Below are 21,412 nucleotides of genomic sequence, written 5' to 3' on the forward strand. Positions count from 1 at the left end.
TCTGGACGTGGTCAGAAGTCGGGATCAGTCGAGGACTTCACCGGTTTTCTTCAGCCGGCGTTTTTTGGTGCCGTCCTTCTCGACGACGATTTCAACGCGGCTTGCCACCTTTTTGGCGGTCGAATAAAGCATCACGTTGGAGGCATGCAGGGATGCTTCCTCGGTCACGATGCGGCCGGTCTCGCCCTCCTGGGTGGGCTTTTCGTGGCGGGTGCGCATGTTCACCCCTTCCACGACGACACGGTTCTCGTTGGGCAGGGTGCGCAGAACGGCACCGGTCTTGCCCTTGTCCTTGCCGGCGATCACCTGGACGGTGTCGCCCTTGCGGATGCGCATTTTGATGCGCTCGGTGGCCTTGGCCTTGGTGGTTGCAGTCGCCATGGTCAGATCACCTCCGGAGCGAGGGACACGATTTTGGTGAAGCTGCGCTCGCGCAGCTCACGGGCCACCGGTCCGAAGACGCGGGTGCCTTTTGGGTTCTTGTCGTCGTTAATGAGCACGGCGGCGTTGTCGTCAAACCGGATCGAGTTGCCGGTTTCACGGCGCATGGTGGCTTTGGTGCGCACCACGACAGCCTTGACAACGTCGGATTTCTTGACGCCCATGTTGGGGGCGGCATCCTTTACCGCGGCAACGATCACGTCGCCCACGTGGGCATAGCGACGGTTGGTGCCGAGGACGCGAATGCACTGGATGCGCTTGGCGCCACTGTTGTCGGCAACGGTGAGATAGGACTCCTGCTGGATCACTGCTTCACCTCCTGAGCTTCAGCCTTGCTGGCTTCCTCAGCTGCAGCCTTGGGGCTGTGGCTGAGAACCTCGGCAATGGCCCACCGCTTTTGGCGGCTCATGGGACGGGTTTCAGTGATACGAACGCGGTCTCCGACGCGACAGGTGTTGTCTTCGTCGTGAGCCTTGTAGCGGGTGGTACGGCTGACCGTCTTTTGATAGATGGGGTGAGGGAAGCGGCTTTCCACCGCGACCACCACCGTTTTCTCCATCTTGTCGCTGACGACGGTGCCGACCCTTTCCTTGACTGCCATGGTTACGGAGGGGGGATCAGGAGGCGGTGGAGCGCTGGCGCTCCGACTGCACCGTCAGCAGCTGGGCCAGCTTGATGCGGACCTCTTTGAAACGGTGCGTGTTGGCGAGCTGGCGCGTGGCCTGCTGGAAACGGAGTTGGAACAGTTCGCGGCGGAGGCCGTCGATCTGTTCGGTGATGTCCGAATCGGAGAGGCTGCGCACATCTGCGGCGTTGGGACGGGCCATGGTCAGGACTCCACGGTGACGGCTTCAGAAGCTGCCGGGGCCTTGGCACCAGCTGGCTTCTCCTGCTCATCCAGCTGGATGAACTTGGTCTTCACGGGAAGCTTGTATTGCGCGAGGCGCATGGCTTCCTTGGCGATTTCGGGGGTGATTTCATCACCGCCCATCTCGAACAAGATCCGGCCGGGCTTGATCACCGCCACCCAGAATTCTGGGTTGCCCTTACCGGAACCCATCCGGGTTTCGGCAGCGCGCATGGTGACTGGCTTGTCGGGGAAGATCCGGATCCAGATTTTTCCGCCACGCTTGACGTAGCGGGTCATGGCACGACGGCTGGCCTCGATCTGGCGCGAGGTGATCCAGCCACATTCCTGTGCCTGCAGCGCGAACTGTCCGAAGGCAATGGTGTTGCCCCGGGTGGCGACGCCGCGCATGCGGCCTCGCTGCTGCTTACGGAATTTGACGCGTTTTGGACTCAGCATGGTTCAGGCCTCCTGTTCAACCCTCGTTGGAGCGGTCTTCGAACTGTTGGGGCCGACGGCTGGCCCGGCGCCGGGGGGCGGCACCCACCGGCATGGGCTGAGCCTGTTCGCTCAGCACCTCGCCCTTGAACACCCACACCTTGATGCCAAGCACGCCGTAGGTCGTACTAGCCACTTTGGTGGCGTAGTCGATGTCAGCACGCAGGGTGTGCAGGGGAACTCGACCCTCACGGGTCCACTCCGTCCGAGCAATCTCAGCACCGTTCAGGCGACCGGAAACCTGGATTTTGAGACCCAGTACGCCGGCACGCTGGGCGCGCTGCACAGCCATGCGGATGGTGCGGCGGAAGGCCACACGCTTTTCCAGCTGCTGGGCGATGTACTCGGCCAGGAGGAAGGCATCACCGTCGACGCGTTCGACCTCGACAACATTGATCCGCACCTGACGACTGGAGTCGCCGACGGTCTTCTGAATGCCGGAGCGAAGTTCTTCGATACCGCTGCCTTGACGGCCGACCAGCACACCGGGGCGTGCGGTCTTGAGTTCAACTTCCAATTGATCGGCCTTGCGGGCGATCAGCACATCGCTGATGCCTGCCGAGCCGTACTTCTTATGGATGAACTTGCGAATCCGATCGTCCTCTTGAAGGAGGGCCGGATAACTCTTGCTGGAGGCGTACCAGCGTGACCGGTGTTCCTGGGTGATCCCCAGGCGCAGACCGGTTGGGTGGATTTTGTGTCCCATTGGGTCAGAGTCCTCGGGGGTCAGGAATCGGTCTGAGCCGCCACAGCAATGCTGATGTGGCAGGTCTGTTTCTTGATCTGGAAGGCCCGGCCCTGGGCGCGGGGGCGATAGCGCTTCATGGAGGGGCCCATGTCAGCGCTCGCGCTCGCGATCACCAGAGATGAGGGATCGAGACCGAGATTGTGCTCAGCGTTGGCCACTGCAGACCGGAGCACCTTGGTGATGGGTCCGGTGGAGCGGTAAGGCATGAACTCGAGCATGATCAGTGCGTCGCGGTAAGTGCGGCCACGGATCTGGTCAAGCACACGGCGCACCTTCGAAACGGAGCCTCGGATGAAGCGTCCGTGAGCTTGGGCAATGGGTGCCGTTGGGGTAGACGATGTCATGGATTAGCGGCCTCCTTTCTTGTCTCTGATGTGGCCCTTGAAGGTGCGGGTGGGAGCAAACTCCCCCAGCTTGTGACCGACCATTTGCTCGGTGATGAACACCGGCACGTGGGTGCGGCCGTTGTGTACCGCGATCGTGTGGCCAATCATCATCGGCAGGATCGTGGAGGCCCGTGACCAGGTCTTGATCACGGACTTGTCGTCGTTGTCGTTCTGCTTTTCAACCTTGCGAAGCAGGCTGTCGGCAATAAACGGACCTTTTTTGAGTGAACGTCCCATAACGGTTTAAGCAAGCGGCAAAGTGATGGTTTGCATCAGGAATCGCGTCCGCCACGGCTCCGCTTGGAGGTCTTGCGACGCTTCCGGAGCACGTATTGGTTGCTGGGCTTGTTCCGCTTGCGGGTCTTGAGACCGAGGGCGGGTTTGCCCCAGGGAGTCACCGGACCGGAACGGCCGATTGGTGCACGACCCTCACCACCACCGTGGGGGTGATCGCAGGGGTTCATCACACTGCCTCGAACCTGAGGACGACGACCCAACCAGCGGCGACGTCCAGCCTTGCCCAGGCTGGTGTTGCGCATCTCGGAGTTGCCGACCTCGCCGAGGGTGGCGTAGCACTCGCGGCGCACCAGCCGAACTTCGGTGGAGGGCAGTTTGAGAGCGACGTAGTCGCCTTCCTTCGCCATCACCTGGGCGCTGGCACCAGCGGTACGGACCATCTGGCCGCCGCGGCCGGCGTAGAGCTCGACGCAGTGGACGCTGGAACCAAGAGGCACCGCTGAAAGCGGCATGGCGTTGCCGTTCTCAATCGGGACATCAGGGCCGGAGACCACGGTCTGGCCGACCTGCACTCCTGCGGGAGCCAGGATGTAGCGCTTCTCGCCATCGGCATAGAAGAGCAGTGCCAGGCGTGCGTTGCGGTGCGGGTCGTAGTGGATTGCCGCAACCTTGGCGGAGACACCGTGCTTGTTGCGACGGAAATCCACCACGCGGTAGAGGCGTTTGTGACCGCCACCGCGGTGGCGGCAGGTGATCACACCGCGGTTGTTGCGGCCCTTGCGGCGGTGTTTAGCCACCACCAGGGTCCGCTCAGGTTTGCGGCTGGTGATCTCACTGAAATCAGTGACCACCCGGGTGCGGGTACCGGGGGTGTAGGGGCGGAAATTACGGATTGCCATGACGATTCAGACCCCTCAGGACTCAGGGAAGAGTTGGATCGAGTTGCCCTCCGCAAGGCGCACCACGGCTTTCTTCACTTGGGCACGTTTGCCAGCGAAGCGCCCCATCCGACGCGAGCGTCGAGGGGGATTCATGGTGCTGATGCCGGTGACCTTCACATCGAAGAGCTGCTCAACGGCGGCCTTGATGTCGGGTTTTGCGGCGCGGTGGTCCACCTCGAAGGTGTACTGGTTGATTTCGAGGGCTCGTGTGGCCTTCTCGGTAATCAAGGGACGGCGGATCACATCCGCCAGGCGGGCTTGGAAACGTTCAGTCATCGCCGTAGACCTCCTGGATGGTTGCGAGAGCTTCCTCGCCCAGCACCAAAGCATTGGCATGGAGCAGGTCGAAGACGTTCAGCTGATCCGCGGAGATCAACTTGACTTTCTCCAGGTTGCGCACGGAGCGGCGAACAACATCGGAGGGGTTCGTCAGAACGATGAGCACCTTGGAACCGGCAGCGACACCGAGGCGTCCCAAAGCATCCGTGATCTCACGGGTTTTGGGGGCTTCCAGCGAAGCAGCGAAGTCCTTCACGACAGTCAAATCGTCAATGCGGGCCATCAGCGCTGTGCGCAGGGCCAGACGACGCTCCTTGCGGTTCATCGCAAGGTTGTACGTGCGGGGCTTGGGTCCGAAGATGATGCCGCCGCCCGGTTTCAGGGGAGTCCGGATGGATCCCTGGCGGGCCCGTCCAGTTCCTTTCTGCTTGTAAGGCTTGCGACCGCCACCACGTACTTCTGAACGGGTGAGGGTGCTGGCGGTTCCTTGGCGTGCATGGGCCTGCTGACGCAGAACAGCCCGGTGCATGAGATCAACCGCGGTGGTCTCCTTGGCCACCTTCAGGTCCAGGGTTGCCTTGCCGGCTTCCTTGCCCTGCCAATCACGAACGACACAACTGGCCATCACTTACCTCCTTTGGCGGGCTTGGCGCCCACGCGCACGGCCGGGCGGATGTTGAGCAGCGCACCGGGTTTGCCGGGCACGGATCCCTTCACCACCAGCAAATTGTGCTCGCTGTCCACCTTGAGGATGGTCAGACCGCGGGTGGTGATCTTCTTGCCGCCGTAGCGACCGGCCATCCGCTTGCCGGGGTAGATGCGGCCCGGGGTTGTACCGGCACCGGTTGAACCCGGTTCGCGGTGGTTCTTGGAGCCGTGGGTCATCGGACCCCGGCTGAAACCGTGGCGCTTTTGGTAGCCAGCGAAGCCTCGGCCCACGGTGTCACCGCTGACGTCCACCTTCTGACCGGCTTCGAAATCGCCGACGGTGATGGATCCACCGAGTTCGAGCCCTTCAACGCTGTCGATGCGGTATTCGCGCAGATGACGAAGAAGCCCCTCACCGGATTTGGTCAGGTGACCCTGGGCGGGTTTGTTGATCAGCTTTTCGCGGGATTCGCCAAAGCCGATCTGCACTGCGGAATAACCGTCAGTGTCGTTGTTTTTGAGTTGGGTGATGCGGCAGGGGCCGGCTTCGATCAAGGTGACCGGAACAGCTCTGCCCTGCTCGTCGAAGAACTGGGACATACCCAGCTTCTTCCCGAGAATGCCGATGGACATGGGTGGGGAGGAAGCGCCAGCGTGGACAACCACCAGGCGGAGATCCGCATGGGGTCAGGTGCTGATCGATTGGACGCAGACGTGGTTCGAAGCTGAACTCCCGAGGGAGTGGATTCGAATGGGCTAGCGAACGATGCAGCGAGGCTGGGACTTGCATCTGCACGGTGTGCTGTTGCAGTTTCCCGACGGGGATTTCCGAAGAAAGCTCCCGTACTGGCCTAGAGATCCGACGCAATCGTCGAATCTGTTCTGTCGACTGGAGGCCCGGCTAGCGGACGGGCACAGAAACACAGAACAAACAACGAACCTACACCACCGCCCTTGCAGCTCCCCTGATCCCTCTGCCTGCTGCCAGAATCACTCCAATCCCTGTAGATGCCATGCCTCTGCTTCTCACCGGTCAGGCATTTCGCCGCGATCTCGAAGCCAATGGCTGTCTGGCTGTTCAGGCCCCGCTCGAGGGTGGTGCAGAAACGCGCTTGCTGCGTCGTTTGCGAGGCGCTGGATACCGCACCCGCATGACATCAGCCCGGGGACTCGGTGATCCGGAGGTGTTCCTCACCCAGAAGCACGGCATCCGTCCTCCCCATCTCGGTCATCAAAGCGTGGGTCGTGGTGCTGCTGTGGGAGAAGTGCAGGAGGTGGCTCCCCAGCTCGGAGACCTGTTTGAGGGTGATGCCCCTGTGGCTCTCTGGCTTCTTGAGGGTCAGGTGCTGTCGCGTTCGGAACTTCTCTCGCTTTGCGACCTCTGCAAGCGCGAACCCCGATTACGCATCATCGTGGAGATGGGTGGTGCCCGAAGCCTGAAGTGGGAACCGATGACCACACATTTGAACGCCTGACACCTGAGGAAGCCCTCGATCAGGGCCGCTGGGTCAAGCTCATCTGTGGGGCCAGCAATCAGGATTTGCCTGCCATTGCCGATCTGACCGCTGTTTTTGCGGCTGTCGGTGTTCATTGCATTGATGTGGCTGCCGATCCAGCGGTCGCGCTTGCAGCCCGTCGTGGCCTCGACTGGGCTGAAGCCCACACGGGCCATCGTCCCTGGCTCATGGTCAGCCTCAGCGATGGCATGGATGCTCACTTCCGCAAGGCTTGGTTCGACGCCGACCGCTGTCCCGCGGACTGTCCGCGTCCTTGCGAAAGGATTTGCCCCGCTGCAGCAATTCCGCCCGGTTCTGGGATCGACCAGCAGCGTTGCTATGGCTGTGGTCGCTGCTTGCCGGCCTGCCCCCATGGGCTAATCGAGGAACGCGACCATCGACTGGCTCCAGAGCAGGTGATCACGCTGCTGAAATCCATTCAGCCCGATGCGGTGGAGATTCACACGGGGTCTGGGCATGAGGAGGGCTCCACGATGCTGATCCAAAGCCTTCAGCACCACAACGTTCCCTTGCAGCGCTTGGCCGTGAGCTGCGGGTTGGAGGGTCATGGCGTGAATGCTGATCAGTTGGCTCGGTTGCTGTGGCATCGCCATTCCTGTTTGCGGCAAGCCGGTTACAGGCCCCTCTGGCAATTGGATGGGCGGCCGATGAGTGGTGATGTGGGGGCTGGAACAGCGCGGGCTGCGGTTCAGCTCTGGCGTGCCATGCGTCTTCTGGCACCACCTGGTCCGCTGCAGCTTGCCGGTGGAACCAATGCCGCAACGGTGGATCTCTTGCATTCGACGGAACGGCCGGCTGGCATTGCCTTTGGTGGTGTGGCGCGTCGCTTGCTGATGCCCGTGCTCAATGAGGCGCAAACCCGTGGATCTGCCCTGTGGCAATGGCCCGAGGGTTGGGAGCGTGCCCTCTCCCTTGCGCGTCCATTGGTTACTCCATGGCTGCGCCGCTCTTGCTAGAAGGCTGAAACGCGCAGATCCCATGGGCACGCAACGGGTCACCGACGATCTGGATCGCCTTCTCGAACTTCTGCCGGATGCCGTGCAGGAGCAGTTGCGGGAGGAGGAGGCTCGACAGCAGTTGCTTGAGGTGGTGCTCGATCTCGGTCGACTCCCGGAAGCGCGTTATCCAGGTCGTGCCTTGGCACTGGGCTCCACGCCCTTGTCTCGGGAGGACCTTGCGGCGGTGGTGGCCAGGATTGGTCAGTTCGGAGGCGATAACCGAGCAGGGATTGAAAGGACCCTTCACCGGATCAGCGCGATCCGCAACCGCCAGGGTGAGGTGGTTGGTCTGACCTGCAGGGTGGGGCGTGCCGTGTTCGGCACCGTTGCCATGGTGCGGGATCTTTTGGATGGAGGGCAGTCCCTGCTGTTGATGGGGCGCCCGGGTGTCGGCAAGACAACGGCATTGCGGGAGATCGCCCGGGTGCTCGCTGATGAGTTGGAGCGGCGCGTTGTGGTGATTGACACGAGCAATGAGATCGCGGGTGATGGCGACATCCCGCATCCCGCGATTGGCAAGGCCCGCCGCATGCAGGTGGCCAGGCCTGAACTGCAGCACCAAACCATGATCGAGGCGGTGGAAAACCACATGCCTGAAGTCATCGTGATCGATGAGATCGGCACCGAGCTGGAGGCGCAGGCGGCGCGCACCATTGCTGAGCGTGGCGTGGTGCTGGTCGCCACCGCTCATGGCAATGCCCTGGCGAACCTGATCAAGAACCCCACCCTTAGTGATCTGGTGGGTGGAATTCAGGCGGTCACCCTTGGGGATGAGGAGGCCCGGCGGCGGCGCAGTCAGAAGACGGTGCTCGAGCGCGCGGCTGACCCAACTTTTCCGGTTGCGGTTGAAATGCACAGTCGACACCGCTGGGCCGTGCATACCGACGTTGCTGCCACGGTGGACCAGTTGCTCAGGGGCCTGCAGCCCAGAGTTCAGGAGCGCGAGCTGACTGCTGAGGGTGGTGTTCAGCTTGTCGATCCCCCGCAGTCGTCGGGTTTGCTAAGCCCTCCTTCTCCTCGACCGGCAGCTGGACGGCCTGTCTCTGTTCCTGTGTCTGTGCCTCAGACCAGTGCAGCAGAAGCATCTCCTCCTGCCCCTCCTGAGAACACCGACGTTTTGCAGGTTCTCTGTTGTGGGATCACCCCCCGGCTTGTGGACGAAACCATTCGTTCTCACGGCTGGACTGCGCGGGTGGTGGACGATTTAAGTGAGGCGGATGTTGTGTTGAGCATTCGGCTGGGACTCAGCCGCCAACCGTCTCTGAGGCGTCAGGCTAGGGATCTTGGGATTCCAATCCTGGTGATCAAGTCCGACACCCTGCCCCAGGTGACCCGTGCTATGGCTCGCCTCTTGAGTCGTCGGGCAAGTGAAACGGCTGCGGATGCCATCGCTCCCGATCGGGCGTCAAAGGACGATGAATTGGCTGCTCTTGAGGAATGCCGGCTTGCAGTGGAACAAGTGGTGATGCCGCAAGGCAGGCCCGTGGAGTTGTTGCCGCGAACGGAACGCGTGCTTCGCATGCAGGCGGATCTTGTCAGTCGTTACCAACTGCGTAGTGATGTTTTCGGTCAAGCCGAACAGTCGCGTTTGCGGGTCTTCCCTCCCTGATCGCCCTTCGCTTGATTCGCCCGGTGGATTGACGAAGGGTTGGCTGCTATGAGTAACTATTAGTGCTCCGGTGAGCCGCAGGTTGTGGTCTTTTCCGGTTCAGTGGGCCGTCGCCAAGCGGTAAGGCAGCGGGTTTTGGTCTCGCCATTCCTAGGTTCGAATCCTAGCGGCCCAGTTTTTGTCCATGAACCATCGACCCTTGCTGGTGTTCGATTTCGACGGGGTCATCGTCGATGGCATGGCCGAGTACTGGTGGAGTGCTTGGCATGCGTGTCTTCGCCTTGATGCCTCTCCGACAGGATTGACTCCCGACCGGGTGCCTGATGCGTTCCGTCGGCTGCGCCCATGGGTGCATCACGGTTGGGAGATGGTGTTGCTGGCTGCTGAGCTGCCTGTTCTGGATCCCCAGGTTTGGATGCAGTCCTACGCTGAAGCCCAGGCGCTCGCTTTACAGCGTCACGGATGGGAGCCGGAGCAGCTGCAAGCCGCCCTGGATGCGTCCCGTGATGAATCTGTTCGGCAGAACCGCTCCGCTTGGTTGGCGTTGCATCGGCCCTTCCCAGGGTTGGTGGCAAGGCTCCGCCAGCTTGAGGCTGAGGGCGTGGACTGGGCTGTCCTGACCACCAAGACCCAGGCCTTTACCGCTGAGCTGCTGAACAGTCTTGGCCTGCATCCCTGGCGTTTGGACGGTCGCGAAGCTGGAGCGAAGCCCCAGGTTTTGCTTCGGCTTCAGCAGCAGCGAACGTTGTGTGGCTTCGTTGAAGACCGTCGGGCGACGCTGGAGGCTGTGCGGTCCACGCCAGGATTGGAACGACTGCCCTGCTTCCTGGTGAGTTGGGGCTATCTTCGCCCCCAGGATCAGAACAATCTTCCTCCCGGGATTGCGTTGCTCCATCCGGATCGTTTCCGGGCCCCCCTGGCGCAATGGCCCTGATTCGCTACGGTACGCTTGTACTACCTGAGACGATTCGGCGCTTCTGTGGCATTGGATCTCTCGTTCCTTAGTTTCAGGTCTCTTCCATGCCTGCAGATATGAAATCCAGTGCTTCCGACCCCCGCTCCTCCGGCGAGAAAGACAAGGCGCTAAACCTGGTCCTTGGTCAGATCGAGCGCAACTTCGGTAAAGGGTCGATCATGCGGCTCGGCGATGCCTCCCGCATGAGGGTGGAGACGATCTCCACCGGTGCTCTGACCCTTGATCTTGCCCTGGGTGGTGGTTACCCGAAGGGCCGGGTGGTGGAGATTTATGGCCCAGAAAGTTCCGGTAAAACCACTCTCACCCTGCATGCGATTGCTGAAGTGCAGAAGCGTGGTGGTGTGGCGGCCTTCGTGGATGCGGAGCATGCTCTGGACCCCGTTTATGCCGCTTCGTTGGGTGTGGATGTTGAGAACCTTCTGGTCTCTCAGCCCGATACCGGTGAGATGGCTCTGGAGATCGTCGATCAACTGGTGCGATCGGCGGCGGTTGATCTTGTCGTGATCGACTCGGTGGCCGCTCTCACGCCCCGCGCCGAGATCGAGGGAGAAATGGGAGACCTGGCGGTTGGCAGTCAGGCGCGTCTGATGAGTCAGGCCATGCGCAAGATCACCGGCAACATCGGCAAGTCGGGTTGCACCGTCATCTTCCTCAACCAGCTGCGTCTCAAGATTGGTGTGACCTACGGCAATCCAGAGACGACCACTGGAGGCAATGCGCTCAAGTTCTATGCCTCGGTTCGCCTCGACATCCGTCGGATTCAGACGCTCAAGAAGGGGACGGAGGAATTCGGGATCAGGGCCAAAGTGAAAGTGGCGAAAAACAAGGTGGCGCCACCCTTCCGCATTGCTGAATTCGACATTCTTTTTGGCCGCGGCATCAGCACCCTGGGCTGTCTGCTCGATCTCGCCGAAGAGACAGGTGTGGTTGTGCGCAAGGGCGCTTGGTACAGCTACGAGGGAGACAACATCGGGCAGGGTCGCGACAACACCATCACCTGGATGGAGGAGAACCCGGAATCGACGGCCACGATTGAGACGCTCGTGCGTCAAAAGCTGACGGAAGGTTCGGAAGTGAAGTCGAATTCCATGCGGCCCCTGGCGGCTGCTGCGAAGGCGACTGTCGATAAGTCGACTCCGGGTAAGGCTCCGGAAGCAGCTGCTTGATCTCAGCCGGCTTGGGTCAGTGACTGCTTGCCGCAGACCTGGCCCTGCTGAGCCAGTTCAGCCATTCGGTGTAGTTCCTGGATGGCTTCAGCTCCCTCCAATTTCACGAGTTCTCGGCCATTGCGGGATTCCACCCAGCTGATGCCGAAATCGGAGACAAGAAAGCGCACGATGTGACCATCGCCGATGTCAGCCACAAAAGACGCGCCATGGCCATCGCGACCGTCGCCGCAGGAGTAACAGGTGGCTGTGACGCCGGCAGTTTCGAGGCTGCCGGCGAGGGCCTGCAGGCTCATCACCAAGTCTTCGACGACAGACCTGTAATGCTCGGCTAAACGCGGAAACATGATTGAGTCTCCAGTGAGACCAATCCTAAAAGTTTTCTTTCGTTTTCGCGTGTTTGGTCCGGCTGGCCGATCAGGGGGTATCCGAGAGCGTCCACCAGCCTGCGGCGGGTCCGATGAATCGCACCGTGATCCATAGGACCACCATGGCTCCGATGCCGATCCAGGCGCCGCGTGTGGTCACCGCCATGAACTGCTGTGTCTGATTGCGCGTCAGAGGAAGCCAGGACACCACTCGCGGCGATGTATCCGGTGCTTTTGTGTTGGCCTTGGGCTGACGAGGGGGCATGCCCTGTGCAGCTCGGCGGCGTGCTTCTCCCATGCACTTCTGCGCGTTGAACGGAGGTTAGGCGTTGTTCAGTCCGGCAGCAGTCGCTGCAGTGGAATCCAAGGCTCAAGCCGATGCAGCACCTGATCACCCCAACTGCGCCCTCGGAGACGACCATCAAGGATGGCTAGGCGTCCACCGCTGCGTCGCAGTGGTGCAATGGCTGCTGGAATCAAGCTCAATGCTTCCGGCAAAAGCAGGGTGCGGAACCAGTCTTCGCCCTGTTGTTTCATGCGTTCCACCCTTGCTGAGGTGAGTGGATTGTCCAGGCTGGCGAGGGGAAGCATGCCGATAATCAGCTGCGCTGGAGATGGGAGATGCTCCTGATGCTCAAGCCACCAGTCCCAGCTGCAGGTCACCACACCATTGCTTTCGGGTGCAGTCGATTCATGGTCCACACGGCGTCCGAATTCGGCAGCCAGGGAGCTGGTGAGCTGTCGCCGTAGTTGGTCGTCATTGATCAGCAGGATGGTCATTCCCGCCTGACCAAGGATGAGCCGTCTGCTCTCCTCAAGGAGATGTTGGGAATAGATCCGTGTGTTCGGCAGCGGCTGGCGGCGGGGGGCATAGAGAGGGAGGGGTTCATTGAGCTCCCGTTCGCGCAGTGTTGCGCGGACGTCGGGGACCACCCCCGCCTGCTCAAACTCCAGATCCAGCCTTGCGTTATCTCCATTGCTGCTAAACATCAGGCAGGGGTGATCATGCAGAACCCCCCGCAGAAGTTGAAGGGGTTCCAAGGGGGCCAGCTGCCAGCGCCATTGGAGCAACCGGTGATCGAGTTCAGCCCACTCCGTCCAGTCCGCCGGGTTGATCTTTCGGAGCTTGTCCCAGGGCTCAGGGCTCGATGGCATCAGCTGGAGGAGGTCACGCAGCGCTTGCCCTGCTGATCCCTCGAGTCGCACCGCGCCCCCTGGTCGCGTGGCTCCAGCGAACAGCTGTCGGCTCATCCGGTCATGCAGCTCCATCAACCCGGCTTCAGCCTGTGGGCAGGCTTGGCGAAGCTCGTCCCAGTGATGGGGAGTGATCTCAAACGTGAGGGCGTTGCGCATTCGACGGCTCAACTGATCCATCTCCGGGATCAGCAGTTGTCGCGTGCCCAAGTGCCCGTCCCGATGGGCCTGAATCAGCTCTGCAACATCCATCAACCAGAGCTGTGGCCCCTCAGGTGGGGTTGTCCCTTGCCAACAGGGAAGGCGTAGGCCCTGGTTCCGTAAACGGGGCAATTCCAATTGGAGCAGGCGCCGACGCTGGGGGGCCGTCAACACAAGAGCCCCAGCTTCGGGAGCCAGACAAAGCGGTACAAGAAGACCGAGCCACCAACGTTCGCTGCTGCTGGGGGGGAGTTGGACGAGCGTTGTATCGCGGCGCCTCAGGCTTCTGGCCACCAACCGGCTCAGGGTCAGGTGGTGGGGCCAATCCGATTCCTCCTGGCGGAGCAGGGTTTTGATCTGATGGTGGGCCTGGGCTTCCAACATCGTCAAACCCTAAGCAGGGCTCCCTCTGTGATTGGTTCATGGCAATCCATCCATCAACATGGCTTTACGACCCTGCAGGAGTGATGGCGGTGCAACCGGGAAGGGTGGGGATCGTTGGCCTTGGATTGATTGGGGGATCCCTCGGTCTCGATCTCCAGGCGCAAGGTTGGACGGTGCAGGGTCTCGTGCATCGTCAGATCACGGCGGATCGTGCCATGGCCCGAAGGCTGGTGGGAACGGTGTCGACGGATCCGCGCTGCCTCGCGGATTGCGATGTGGTGATCCTGGCCTTGCCGATTCCCTTATTGCTGAACCCACCTGATGAGTTGGTGGCCGCCCTGCCTGAATCAGCGGTGGTGACCGATGTCGGTTCGGTTAAACAGCCCGTTTTGGAGGCTTGGCGCCAACGGCATCCCCGCTTTGTGGCGAGTCACCCCATGGCGGGTACGGCCCAGGCGGGGGTCGATGCCGGTGTGCTGAATCTGTTCCGAGGCCGCCCCTGGATCGCAACTCCGGATGCTCAAACGGATCCCATCGCCCTGGACCAGGTTCGTGATCTTGCCCTCAGCGTGGGTGGACATTGGCTGACGTCCACCGCCTCTCAACACGACCAGGCCGTAGCTTTGATTTCGCACATGCCGGTGCTGGTCAGTGCCGCACTGCTGCGTGCGGTGGGCGATGAGCGGGATCCGGAAATCCGGCAGCTGGCGATGGTGCTGGCCTCCAGCGGCTTTGCCGATACCAGTCGCGTGGGTGGAGGGAATCCGCAGTTGGGGGTCGCGATGGCCTCCACCAATCGAGATGCGGTGTTGCGCGGATTGGCGGCGTACCGCTGGAGCCTCGAGCAGCTTGAAGATGCCGTTCTCCAGCAAAACTGGTCTCAATTGGAGTTGGAATTGCTCCGAACGCAAACCCTGCGCCCAGATTTTTTGAGGGCACCTGGTGAGGTCAGCTCCGAAAGCTGAGGGGCTGTCCCCGTTCCGCCATGAGCTGACGGCAGGCATTGAGGGCAGACAGGCTGACCCCTGCTGTGCCCTCGCCTGGGTGAAGGCTGTCGCCGCAGAGCCAAAAACCTGGCATGGGCGTTCGTCCTGCCAGGCCAAAGGGGCCAAACCGGCTGGGATGCTGCCCGAGTCCCCCCACCATTCCATTGGGACGACCCGTCCAGCCGGCGAAGCCCCGTGGCGTTGCCAGCTCAGCGTGCAACCAGGCATCCTCCCGAAGGTTGAGCCAGCTGTTCAGTTCTGCTTGGATCAGGGTCATCATTTCTTGCTTTCGCTGCTGATAGTCCGGCTCCGGCAAGCGGCACCAGTCACCCGTTGGGGTGAACACGCTGGCGATCAAGGTGGCCTGTCCCCGGGGCGCGCGCCCGTCGCCGTCGCGGCTGACAGAGACAAATAGGGATCCCGGGGATGCGCAGCCGCGCTGGAGATGGCCTGGGCAGGGATCGGGCAGGGCATCACGAGATACCGCTCCGTAGAGAACCAGCGCACCACTCGGTTCATGCAGGTTTTCTAGACGCCTTCGATATCCCTTGGGCAGCTGATTCAGATCGATCAGTTTCAGCAGGCACTGGGGGGGAAGGCTGCAGACCACATCGCGACTGTTGAGTTGTTTGTGCTCGTCTCCGGCCGTGGTGACATGCACTTGCCAACCGGATGAGCAGGGCTGCAGTTTGGTGACCCGATGCTTCAGAAGCACGTTCCCGCCGTCGCGCTTAATGGCGGCCACCAGCTGGTCGCTCAGCACCTGCATCGATCCCTCCAGATGCCAGAGACCCAGTGGCGCTTGAGCCATCTGTAGGACTGTGGCGCCGTAGAGAGCGGCGGTGCGATTGGCCGGCTCCTGGGAGTACAGCTTCAGCTGGAGGTCGAGAAAGCGCCGGAGTCGTTGATCTTGACCGCACCCACAAAGCTGCAACAGATCGGCGATGGTGAGTCCGGTGAACAGTCCCGATGCCAGCGTCGCGGGACGCAGGGCCCGCAGCATGGTGCCGAGATCCCAGAGGGAACGCGGTGTCACCACGGGATCCTTGTTGGCGAACTGCCAGTTGCTCGAATGCAACTGATGGCAAAGGCTCCAGAAAGGTTTGCTGCCAGGAAACTGATGCTCCCGTTCAGCGGCCCACGCTTCCGGGTCATGCCAAAGGGGAATGGGAGGTGAGCCATCGCCCAGGTCCACCACACACCCGGGGTTCAAAATCTCCGCTGCGGGAAGAGGCACGTTCAGATGCTGCAGCAGTCGTGCATGACTGCCCCCCGGCTCCAGACCGGCGACCTGGGTCGCCCCAACATCGAACACCCATTCACGGCGACGGAATGTTCCGGCACATCCCCCTGTTTGGTGGTGCGCTTCCAACAGGGAGACCTTGACGCCATCGCGGGCCAGCAGTGCCGCTGCGGTTAAGCCTGCGATGCCACCGCCCACCACGATCACGCTGGAATCGCTCACGACGCTCTGAAGAATCGAGCCATGCTGGCAAGAGAGGGGGCCTGATGAGGATGAACAGCGAACTGCGCCTCGAACTCACAGCGGAGGGTGGTCCGTTGGCGGGGGCTGACATCGCTGATGTCTCGCCCGTGGGTGGCGGTTGCATTCATCAGGCCTGGAAACTGCGTCTCAGTAATGGCCAGGTGTTGTTTGCCAAAAGCGGCGGCTTAAGCGCGCTGCCCCTGTTTGAGGTGGAGGTGGAGGCCCTTGAGGCCTTGCGTGCCCATGCAGACAACACGTTTTTGGTTGTCCCGCAGCCCTTGGCTCTGGCAGCACTGCCCCATGGTGCGGTGCTGCTGTTGCCTTGGTTGGATTGTCGTGGCAGCGACCAAGCAGCCCTCGGCCGGGGTTTGGCACTGCTGCACCAGTCGTCCATGGCATCCAGCCCAGCACGTTTCGGCTGGCACCGTGATGGCTTCATCGGTGCTGGTCCCCAGCCAGGTGGTTGGCGGGGTGATTGGGGATCTGCATTTGTGGAGTTGAGGCTGCGCCCCCAACTCGAGGCCCTTGATTGGTTGAATCAAGCTTCAATCGACTTGGACCCGTTGTTGTATCGCCTTGCAGAGCACCTGAATGAGCATCAACCGCGTCCTGCGTTGGTGCATGGCGATCTATGGGGTGGGAATGCCGCCAGCCTCGCGGATGGACGGGGAAGCATTTTTGATCCCGCCAGTTGGTGGGCTGATCGGGAAGTCGATCTGGCCATGACCCAACTGTTCGGCGGCTTCGGGGAAGAGTTCCGATCTGCCTATCGGAAAGTGCTTCCTGAGGTTCCAGGCGCTGACGTTCGGGTGGAGATCTACAACCTGTACCACCTGCTCAACCACGCCAATTTGTTTGGGGGCGGTTACATCAACCAATGTCGAGCCAGTCTTAGAGATCTGGCTCGACGGCTTTGAGGATCAGCCCAGGTACTCCTGTCGGAGTGTTTGAACACGCTGCACGAGGGCGTTGCGCTTGTCGCTGGTGGTCAGGTTCTGCCAGCTCCATTGGCCGACCACAACCACGCCGAGCAGTTCAAGTAGCCCCGGAACGATCGGTAGGAGATTGATCGTGTCCAGGATGCCCTTGATCAGAATCTGGGCAATGATGACGGCGGCAAAGATGCCAACGATCTTGCCGATGCGTCCCATCTGACTCCAGTCGACCTGGTCAAGGGTGTCGTTCACCTTGCCCAGAACGTCGCTGTAGCGCTCAGCAAAGGAGGTGGTGTCTTCCTGAGCAGGAGCGTCGATGGGTGTCGTCACAGTTGTGTCGGCATCCTTGACTTCAGTGGGGGCGTCACTCATGGAAACGACCATGTCATTCGCTATTTCAGCTGAGGGTATCGGTGAGACGCGATATACGCCATCCGTGCTGCAAATTGATTACCGATGCCACACGGATCTGTGCTCCACTCTCCTGGCACCTCACCCCGAGGAGGGTTGTGCATTGCTGCTTGGCGAACGGGTCTCGCCAGGGCTCTTGAGAGTTCAAACGGCCTGGCCCTGTTGCAATGTCTGGGGGCGAGGAGGATCAGATCAGCAGCCCGTCATCGGCCGCCGCCGCAGATTTCTGGTGGACCCCAGAGAACAGCTTGCAGCGCAGCGTTGGGCTCGTGCACGCCATCAACGTTGTCTTGGCGTGGCCCACTCCCATCCGGCTTCCCCCGCAGTGCCATCGCATCACGATCGGCTTTGGGGAGAGACTGAAGGTGTGATGCTGATTCTTTCGGCTTCGGTTGGGTTGCGTGCCTGGTGGCTGCATGGCGACCGCACCGTGGATGAAATTCCCATCCAGCTTTGGGACACTCACAACCATGCAGGACCGATCGATGCTGAGTGCTGATGAGCGGGGTCGCTATGCCCGCCATCTGATCCTTCCCGAGGTTGGCCCGGCAGGCCAGCTCCGGCTGAAATCTGCATCTGTGTTGTGTGTTGGCAGCGGTGGGCTCGGATCTCCTCTGCTGCTGTATCTGGCTGCGGCAGGCGTCGGCCGCATCGGAATCGTGGATGGTGATGTGGTGGAGCTCTCGAACCTCCAGCGACAGGTGATCCACAGCTCAAGTGGGGTTGGTCGTTCCAAGGCTCGGTCGGCAGCAGCTCGAATCCATGAGCTCAACCCCCACTGCCAGGTCGATGTGCACGAACACATGCTTGATGTGGACAACGCCTTGGATCTCATCGGTGCCTATGACCTGGTGTGTGACGGCACGGATAACTTCCCCAGTCGCTATTTGATCAACGACGCCTGCGTGTTGCTTGGCAAGCCACTTGTTTATGGATCCGTGCAGCGCTTTGACGGCCAGGTCAGCGTGTTCAACCGCACGCCGATGAGCCCTAACTACCGCGATTTGCTCCCAGAACCTCCCCCGCCTGAGTCTGTTCCGTCTTGTTCAGAGGCTGGGGTGATGGGCGTGATGCCGGGGCTGATCGGTCTGCTTCAGGCCACGGAAGCGATCAAGCTGATCACCGAGATCGGTGAATGCCTGGATGGTCGGCTGCTGGTGGTGGATGCCCTGGCGATGCGCTTTCGGGAACTCACCTTCCGCGTTGATCCCGATCGCCCGAAGATTGAAAGCCTGATTGACTATCGCGAGTTCTGCCGTCCGGCGTCATCGGAGATGGAATCCATCAATGTCACGGAGCTGAAGGCCTTGCTCGACTCCGCCCCAGGCGAGATTGTGCTTGTCGATGTGCGCAATCCTGCTGAGGCAGAGGTGGCTTCGATTGAAGGAAGCCACTTGGTTCCTTTGGCCTCCCTGGAGAGTGGAGAGGCGATCGATCTCGTGCGTTCCTTGGCGGAGGGACGGCGCCTTTTGGTGCACTGCAAGCTGGGGGGGCGCTCTGCACGTGCTGTTGAGCTGCTGGGGCAGCAGGGCATTGCGGCCACGAATGTGACCGGTGGAATTGATGCCTGGTCGCAGCAGGTGGATCCTGCGGTTCCCCGCTACTGAACCCCAGGGTTAGTAATCCACCCCTCTCTTGAGATCGACACCCTGTTCGGCGTAGTGCTTGTGGCACACCATCTCCGAATGGATGCTCGCTAGATCGAAATAGGCGGGAGGGTTTTTGCAGCGCCCCGTGATGATCACTTCGGTTTCCGCCGGTTTGCGGAGCAGTGTCTGCAGGATCGGTTCGACCGGCAGCAGCTCTAAGTCCACCGTGGGGTTTAACTCATCGAGGATCACGGTCTTGTAGAGGCCACTTGAGATAGCTGCCCTTGCGATCTCCCAGGCCCGCTCGGCTTCCACGTAGTCAATCGGTTCCTGCTGGCCCCGCCAGACGATCGCATCACGGCCGGAGCGGAGGTGGTCCACCAGATGGGGATAACTCTCGCGAAGGGCAGCGATCGCCGCGTCTTCGGTGTAGCCGCTGCCGCCTTTCAGCCACTGCAGGATCAAGACCCGATGGCTCTTGTCTTGGCTGATGCCCCGACCGATGGCCTGCAGGCCCTTCCCGAGCGCACTGGTCGATTTGCCTTTGCCTTCCCCGGTGTAGATCTCGATGCCGCTGCTCACATTGAGAGGCACGACCCGGTTGTCGTTCATGCCCGGACGGCGATGGGCCCGCATCTCGGAGTGGAGGTCGGCTTCACGCACCAATGGGGCAGGTGCGGCCCGACCGGTGACGATGATTTCCATCCCCTCCGGCCGGTTGCTGAGGGTGCGGACCACATCCTCAAGATCCAGCAGACCGAGGTCCAGCACAGGATTGAGTTCGTCAAGCACCACCACCGAGTAGAGGGCACTAGCGATCGCGCCTTTGGCGATCACCCACCCCCGCTGCGCTTCCTCTCGGTCGAAGCGGGTGGCTTCCTCCGCCGTGAAGTGGTCGGCCCTTCCGGTGCGTAGGTGGTCGATCAGGTGTGGGAAGCCCTGCTGCAAGGCCTCAATGGCCGCATCCTCGTCGTAGGCACGGCCGGGACCCTTGAGGAAGCGCAGCAGCAGCACACGGGTCTGCCGCTGCTCGCAGATGCCGAGTCCGATGGTGCGCAGCACAACCCCAAGGGCGGCTTGGCTTTTGCCCTTGCCCTCGCCGTCATAAATGTGCAGCTGTCCATGGCTGCGCTCGCGACTGTCCGCTGCGGTGACGATGCCGATGCTTTGAGGCATGGGGGCGGCTCTTACCGTTGGAGCCTACAGAGATCAAACGATTTTCCCCGCTGATGTTTCGGTTGCAGGAGCCTTTGGCGGATCGTGAGCAGCAGCAGCTGGCTGAATTGCGGCAATGGATGGATGCGCAGTCCGCACTGTGTGTGGCCTATTCCGGTGGGGTCGATAGCACCCTGGTGGCGGCAATCGCCTATGAAGCCAAGGGCAGTTCAGCCTTGGCGGTAACGGGCGTATCTCCGGCATTGGCTCCTCATCTGTTGCGGGAGGCGCGTGACCAGGCTGCCTGGATCGGCATTCAGCATCGGGAGTGTCCTACGGCCGAGTTGAGCGACCCCGACTACAGCAGTAACCCCGTCGATCGATGCTTTGCCTGCAAGCGCGAATTGCATCACCATCTCCAGCCCATTGCCGCGGAGGCGGGCGATGCGTTGGTGATTGATGGCGTCAATCTCGATGACCTGGGTGATCATCGCCCGGGTATCGAGGCCGCCCAACAGGCTGGGGTTCGCTCCCCCCTGGCTGAATTGTCGATCGACAAAGCAGCGATCCGTCTGCTGTCGCGGGCCCTCGGTTTCCCCTGGTGGGACAAACCAGCGCAGCCTTGCTTGGCGTCTCGCTTCCCCTACGGCGAAAGCATCAGTGCTGAACGGCTGAAGCAGGTTGGCCAGGCGGAAGCCTGGTTGATCGCCAGGGGCTTCAGCACAGTCCGTGTGCGATCCCATGGTCTCGCTGCGCGCATTGAGGTGCCCAGTGAACAGATTCGCGCTGTGTTTGCGCTCGCGGAGAGTGAACCTCTGGTCGAAACCTTTCGCTCCCTTGGGTTCACCTCCGTCAACCTGGATCTCGAAGGTCTCGTCAGCGGCAAGTTGAATCGCCGCTGAACGCTTGCCGGTCTGTTCAGCTGGGGAGCTGGGTCGGTGTCTCCACGGGTTCTCTCACCCCAGTGGCAATAGCTGCAGGCGTTTCGCGCAGAAAGCTTGTCAGCGCATGCCGTTTCGCTTGAAGCTCCGTGCAGAGAATCGCGCAGGCCTGCTCCGGCATGGTGTGGTCACCACAGGTGAACACATCAACGGCTGCGTAGCCGGATTCCGGCCAGGTGTGGATGGATATGTGGGATTCCGCCAGCAGGGCCAGACCCGTGACCCCCTGGGGCTGGAATTGATGGGTGATCAGGTTCAGCAGCGTTGCACCAGCGCCTTTGGCTGCTGAGGTGATCGTTGTGCGGATAAAGGCTTCGTCGTCGAGCCGGTTTGGATCGCAGTCGTAGAGCTCGAGAATGCAGTGTTTACCGACCATGTCGGTGGCATGAATCTCAGTTGCACCCCATCCCGGGTTGGGATGCAGTTCAGAGAGGGTCTGCTCCATCAGGCGATGAGAGAAAAACAAGGCCG

29 protein-coding genes and 1 tRNA gene are annotated in these 21,412 nt (G+C 61.3%); 11 read left to right on the forward strand and 19 right to left on the reverse strand.

Annotated features, from left to right (window positions below; translation table 11 throughout):
* Nucleotides 1-24: 24 nt before the first annotated feature.
* The 12 genes from rplX to rplC are packed head-to-tail and all read right to left on the reverse strand — an operon-like array spanning nucleotide 25 to nucleotide 5,658.
* Nucleotides 25-381, reverse strand: coding sequence for a 50S ribosomal protein L24 (gene rplX, locus NCN06_RS05365; RefSeq protein WP_115022793.1), 357 nt, complete (start codon nucleotides 379-381; stop codon nucleotides 25-27).
* A gap of 2 nt (nucleotides 382-383) precedes the next feature.
* A complete protein-coding gene (rplN, locus tag NCN06_RS05370) occupies nucleotides 384-749 on the reverse strand; it encodes a 50S ribosomal protein L14 (protein ID WP_115022795.1) in 366 nt (121 codons plus the stop codon).
* Nucleotides 746-1,042, reverse strand: coding sequence for a 30S ribosomal protein S17 (gene rpsQ / locus NCN06_RS05375; RefSeq protein ID WP_115022797.1), 297 nt, complete (start codon nucleotides 1,040-1,042; stop codon nucleotides 746-748). The genes rplN and rpsQ overlap by 4 nt, the downstream gene beginning before the upstream one ends.
* 16 nt (nucleotides 1,043-1,058) lie before the next feature.
* Nucleotides 1,059-1,268: a 50S ribosomal protein L29 gene (gene rpmC, locus NCN06_RS05380; RefSeq protein WP_038551201.1), complete on the reverse strand. Its 210-nt coding sequence runs from the start codon at nucleotides 1,266-1,268 to the stop codon at nucleotides 1,059-1,061.
* Between the two features lie 2 nt (nucleotides 1,269-1,270).
* Nucleotides 1,271-1,747, reverse strand: a complete 477-nt coding sequence (rplP, locus tag NCN06_RS05385; protein WP_115022799.1) for a 50S ribosomal protein L16 — start codon at nucleotides 1,745-1,747, stop codon at nucleotides 1,271-1,273.
* 16 nt (nucleotides 1,748-1,763) lie between these two features.
* Nucleotides 1,764-2,492: a 30S ribosomal protein S3 gene (gene rpsC / locus NCN06_RS05390; RefSeq protein ID WP_115022801.1), complete on the reverse strand. Its 729-nt coding sequence runs from the start codon at nucleotides 2,490-2,492 to the stop codon at nucleotides 1,764-1,766.
* 20 nt (nucleotides 2,493-2,512) lie between these two features.
* Nucleotides 2,513-2,878: a 50S ribosomal protein L22 gene (rplV, locus tag NCN06_RS05395; RefSeq protein ID WP_115022804.1), complete on the reverse strand. Its 366-nt coding sequence runs from the start codon at nucleotides 2,876-2,878 to the stop codon at nucleotides 2,513-2,515.
* A gap of 3 nt (nucleotides 2,879-2,881) precedes the next feature.
* Nucleotides 2,882-3,157: a 30S ribosomal protein S19 gene (gene rpsS, locus NCN06_RS05400; protein WP_006849645.1), complete on the reverse strand. Its 276-nt coding sequence runs from the start codon at nucleotides 3,155-3,157 to the stop codon at nucleotides 2,882-2,884.
* A 35-nt stretch (nucleotides 3,158-3,192) separates the two neighbouring features.
* The gene (rplB, locus tag NCN06_RS05405; RefSeq protein WP_115022806.1) at nucleotides 3,193-4,056 is read right to left on the reverse strand and encodes a 50S ribosomal protein L2; all 864 of its coding nucleotides are present in this window, start codon (nucleotides 4,054-4,056) and stop codon (nucleotides 3,193-3,195) included.
* A 15-nt stretch (nucleotides 4,057-4,071) separates the two neighbouring features.
* On the reverse strand, nucleotides 4,072-4,374 hold the full coding sequence (locus NCN06_RS05410) for a 50S ribosomal protein L23 (RefSeq protein WP_226398187.1): 303 nt from the start codon (nucleotides 4,372-4,374) through the stop codon (nucleotides 4,072-4,074).
* The gene (gene rplD, locus NCN06_RS05415; RefSeq protein ID WP_250398723.1) at nucleotides 4,367-5,002 is read right to left on the reverse strand and encodes a 50S ribosomal protein L4; all 636 of its coding nucleotides are present in this window, start codon (nucleotides 5,000-5,002) and stop codon (nucleotides 4,367-4,369) included. The genes NCN06_RS05410 and rplD overlap by 8 nt, the downstream gene beginning before the upstream one ends.
* A complete protein-coding gene (gene rplC, locus NCN06_RS05420; protein ID WP_115022811.1) occupies nucleotides 5,002-5,658 on the reverse strand; it encodes a 50S ribosomal protein L3 in 657 nt (218 codons plus the stop codon). Before rplC ends, rplD begins: the two co-directional genes overlap by 1 nt.
* A gap of 380 nt (nucleotides 5,659-6,038) precedes the next feature.
* On the opposite strand from rplC, the gene NCN06_RS05425 reads away from it, so the two are divergent.
* From NCN06_RS05425 to recA, 6 genes are all read left to right on the forward strand, one after another.
* Nucleotides 6,039-6,500, forward strand: coding sequence for an NAD(P)H-quinone oxidoreductase subunit N (locus NCN06_RS05425; RefSeq protein WP_115022813.1), 462 nt, complete (start codon nucleotides 6,039-6,041; stop codon nucleotides 6,498-6,500).
* Nucleotides 6,467-7,498: a Light dependent period protein LdpA domain-containing protein gene (locus NCN06_RS05430; RefSeq protein ID WP_226398188.1), complete on the forward strand. Its 1,032-nt coding sequence runs from the start codon at nucleotides 6,467-6,469 to the stop codon at nucleotides 7,496-7,498. Before NCN06_RS05425 ends, NCN06_RS05430 begins: the two co-directional genes overlap by 34 nt.
* Nucleotides 7,499-7,520: 22 nt before the next feature.
* Nucleotides 7,521-9,149 (forward strand): AAA ATPase domain-containing protein, encoded by a 1,629-nt coding sequence (locus NCN06_RS05435; protein WP_250398724.1) that lies wholly within the window; start codon nucleotides 7,521-7,523, stop codon nucleotides 9,147-9,149.
* A gap of 103 nt (nucleotides 9,150-9,252) precedes the next feature.
* A tRNA-Gln gene (locus NCN06_RS05440) sits at nucleotides 9,253-9,324 on the forward strand.
* Nucleotides 9,325-9,333: 9 nt separating this feature from the next.
* Entirely contained in the window at nucleotides 9,334-10,083 is a 750-nt protein-coding gene (locus tag NCN06_RS05445) for an HAD family hydrolase (protein ID WP_226398190.1), read from the forward strand.
* A gap of 86 nt (nucleotides 10,084-10,169) precedes the next feature.
* Nucleotides 10,170-11,291 (forward strand): recombinase RecA, encoded by a 1,122-nt coding sequence (gene recA / locus NCN06_RS05450; protein WP_115022820.1) that lies wholly within the window; start codon nucleotides 10,170-10,172, stop codon nucleotides 11,289-11,291.
* A gap of 2 nt (nucleotides 11,292-11,293) precedes the next feature.
* Here recA and NCN06_RS05455 read toward each other — a convergent pair whose 3' ends face one another.
* The 3 genes from NCN06_RS05455 to NCN06_RS05465 all read right to left on the reverse strand — a co-directional run bounded on the left by NCN06_RS05455 (nucleotide 11,294) and on the right by NCN06_RS05465 (nucleotide 13,438).
* Nucleotides 11,294-11,638 carry a DUF1815 family protein gene (locus NCN06_RS05455; RefSeq protein WP_226398191.1) on the reverse strand — a complete coding sequence of 115 codons (345 nt, stop codon included), beginning with the start codon at nucleotides 11,636-11,638 and terminating at the stop codon, nucleotides 11,294-11,296.
* A 70-nt stretch (nucleotides 11,639-11,708) separates the two neighbouring features.
* Nucleotides 11,709-11,957, reverse strand: coding sequence for a DUF2839 domain-containing protein (locus NCN06_RS05460; protein WP_115022824.1), 249 nt, complete (start codon nucleotides 11,955-11,957; stop codon nucleotides 11,709-11,711).
* Nucleotides 11,958-11,992: 35 nt separating this feature from the next.
* Nucleotides 11,993-13,438, reverse strand: coding sequence for an ATP-dependent DNA helicase (locus NCN06_RS05465; RefSeq protein ID WP_115022826.1), 1,446 nt, complete (start codon nucleotides 13,436-13,438; stop codon nucleotides 11,993-11,995).
* An 83-nt stretch (nucleotides 13,439-13,521) separates the two neighbouring features.
* On the opposite strand from NCN06_RS05465, the gene NCN06_RS05470 reads away from it, so the two are divergent.
* Nucleotides 13,522-14,403, forward strand: a complete 882-nt coding sequence (locus NCN06_RS05470) for a prephenate/arogenate dehydrogenase (RefSeq protein ID WP_226398252.1) — start codon at nucleotides 13,522-13,524, stop codon at nucleotides 14,401-14,403.
* Here NCN06_RS05470 and crtD read toward each other — a convergent pair.
* A complete protein-coding gene (gene crtD / locus NCN06_RS05475; RefSeq protein WP_226398192.1) occupies nucleotides 14,387-15,889 on the reverse strand; it encodes a C-3',4' desaturase CrtD in 1,503 nt (500 codons plus the stop codon). The two genes, NCN06_RS05470 and crtD, sit on opposite strands and share 17 nt — an antisense overlap.
* Nucleotides 15,890-15,939: 50 nt before the next feature.
* Between crtD and NCN06_RS05480 the strand changes: the two genes are divergently transcribed.
* Nucleotides 15,940-16,827: a fructosamine kinase family protein gene (locus NCN06_RS05480; protein WP_226398193.1), complete on the forward strand. Its 888-nt coding sequence runs from the start codon at nucleotides 15,940-15,942 to the stop codon at nucleotides 16,825-16,827.
* A gap of 3 nt (nucleotides 16,828-16,830) precedes the next feature.
* Here NCN06_RS05480 and NCN06_RS05485 read toward each other — a convergent pair whose 3' ends face one another.
* Nucleotides 16,831-17,217 (reverse strand): CAAD domain-containing protein, encoded by a 387-nt coding sequence (locus NCN06_RS05485; RefSeq protein WP_186571359.1) that lies wholly within the window; start codon nucleotides 17,215-17,217, stop codon nucleotides 16,831-16,833.
* Between the two features lie 10 nt (nucleotides 17,218-17,227).
* Here NCN06_RS05485 and NCN06_RS05490 point away from each other — a divergent pair, with 10 nt between their 5' ends.
* Together NCN06_RS05490 and moeB are read left to right on the forward strand one after the other, a co-directional pair.
* Nucleotides 17,228-17,755, forward strand: a complete 528-nt coding sequence (locus tag NCN06_RS05490) for a M67 family metallopeptidase (RefSeq protein WP_226398194.1) — start codon at nucleotides 17,228-17,230, stop codon at nucleotides 17,753-17,755.
* Nucleotides 17,727-18,863 (forward strand): molybdopterin-synthase adenylyltransferase MoeB, encoded by a 1,137-nt coding sequence (moeB, locus tag NCN06_RS05495; protein ID WP_226398195.1) that lies wholly within the window; start codon nucleotides 17,727-17,729, stop codon nucleotides 18,861-18,863. Before NCN06_RS05490 ends, moeB begins: the two co-directional genes overlap by 29 nt.
* A gap of 9 nt (nucleotides 18,864-18,872) precedes the next feature.
* Here the strand turns inward: moeB and NCN06_RS05500 are convergent, their stop codons facing one another.
* Nucleotides 18,873-20,021: a cob(I)yrinic acid a,c-diamide adenosyltransferase gene (locus NCN06_RS05500; RefSeq protein WP_115022838.1), complete on the reverse strand. Its 1,149-nt coding sequence runs from the start codon at nucleotides 20,019-20,021 to the stop codon at nucleotides 18,873-18,875.
* Between the two features lie 53 nt (nucleotides 20,022-20,074).
* Between NCN06_RS05500 and larE the strand changes: the two genes are divergently transcribed.
* Entirely contained in the window at nucleotides 20,075-20,902 is an 828-nt protein-coding gene (larE, locus tag NCN06_RS05505; protein WP_226398196.1) for an ATP-dependent sacrificial sulfur transferase LarE, read from the forward strand.
* A 16-nt stretch (nucleotides 20,903-20,918) separates the two neighbouring features.
* On the opposite strand, the gene speD is transcribed toward larE, so the two are convergent.
* The gene (gene speD, locus NCN06_RS05510) at nucleotides 20,919-21,386 is read right to left on the reverse strand and encodes an adenosylmethionine decarboxylase (protein WP_226398197.1); all 468 of its coding nucleotides are present in this window, start codon (nucleotides 21,384-21,386) and stop codon (nucleotides 20,919-20,921) included.
* Between the last annotated feature and the right edge of the window lie 26 nt (nucleotides 21,387-21,412).

Source organism: Synechococcus sp. MU1648, assembly GCF_023630615.1.
Classification (GTDB): Bacteria; Cyanobacteriota; Cyanobacteriia; order PCC-6307; family Cyanobiaceae; genus Parasynechococcus.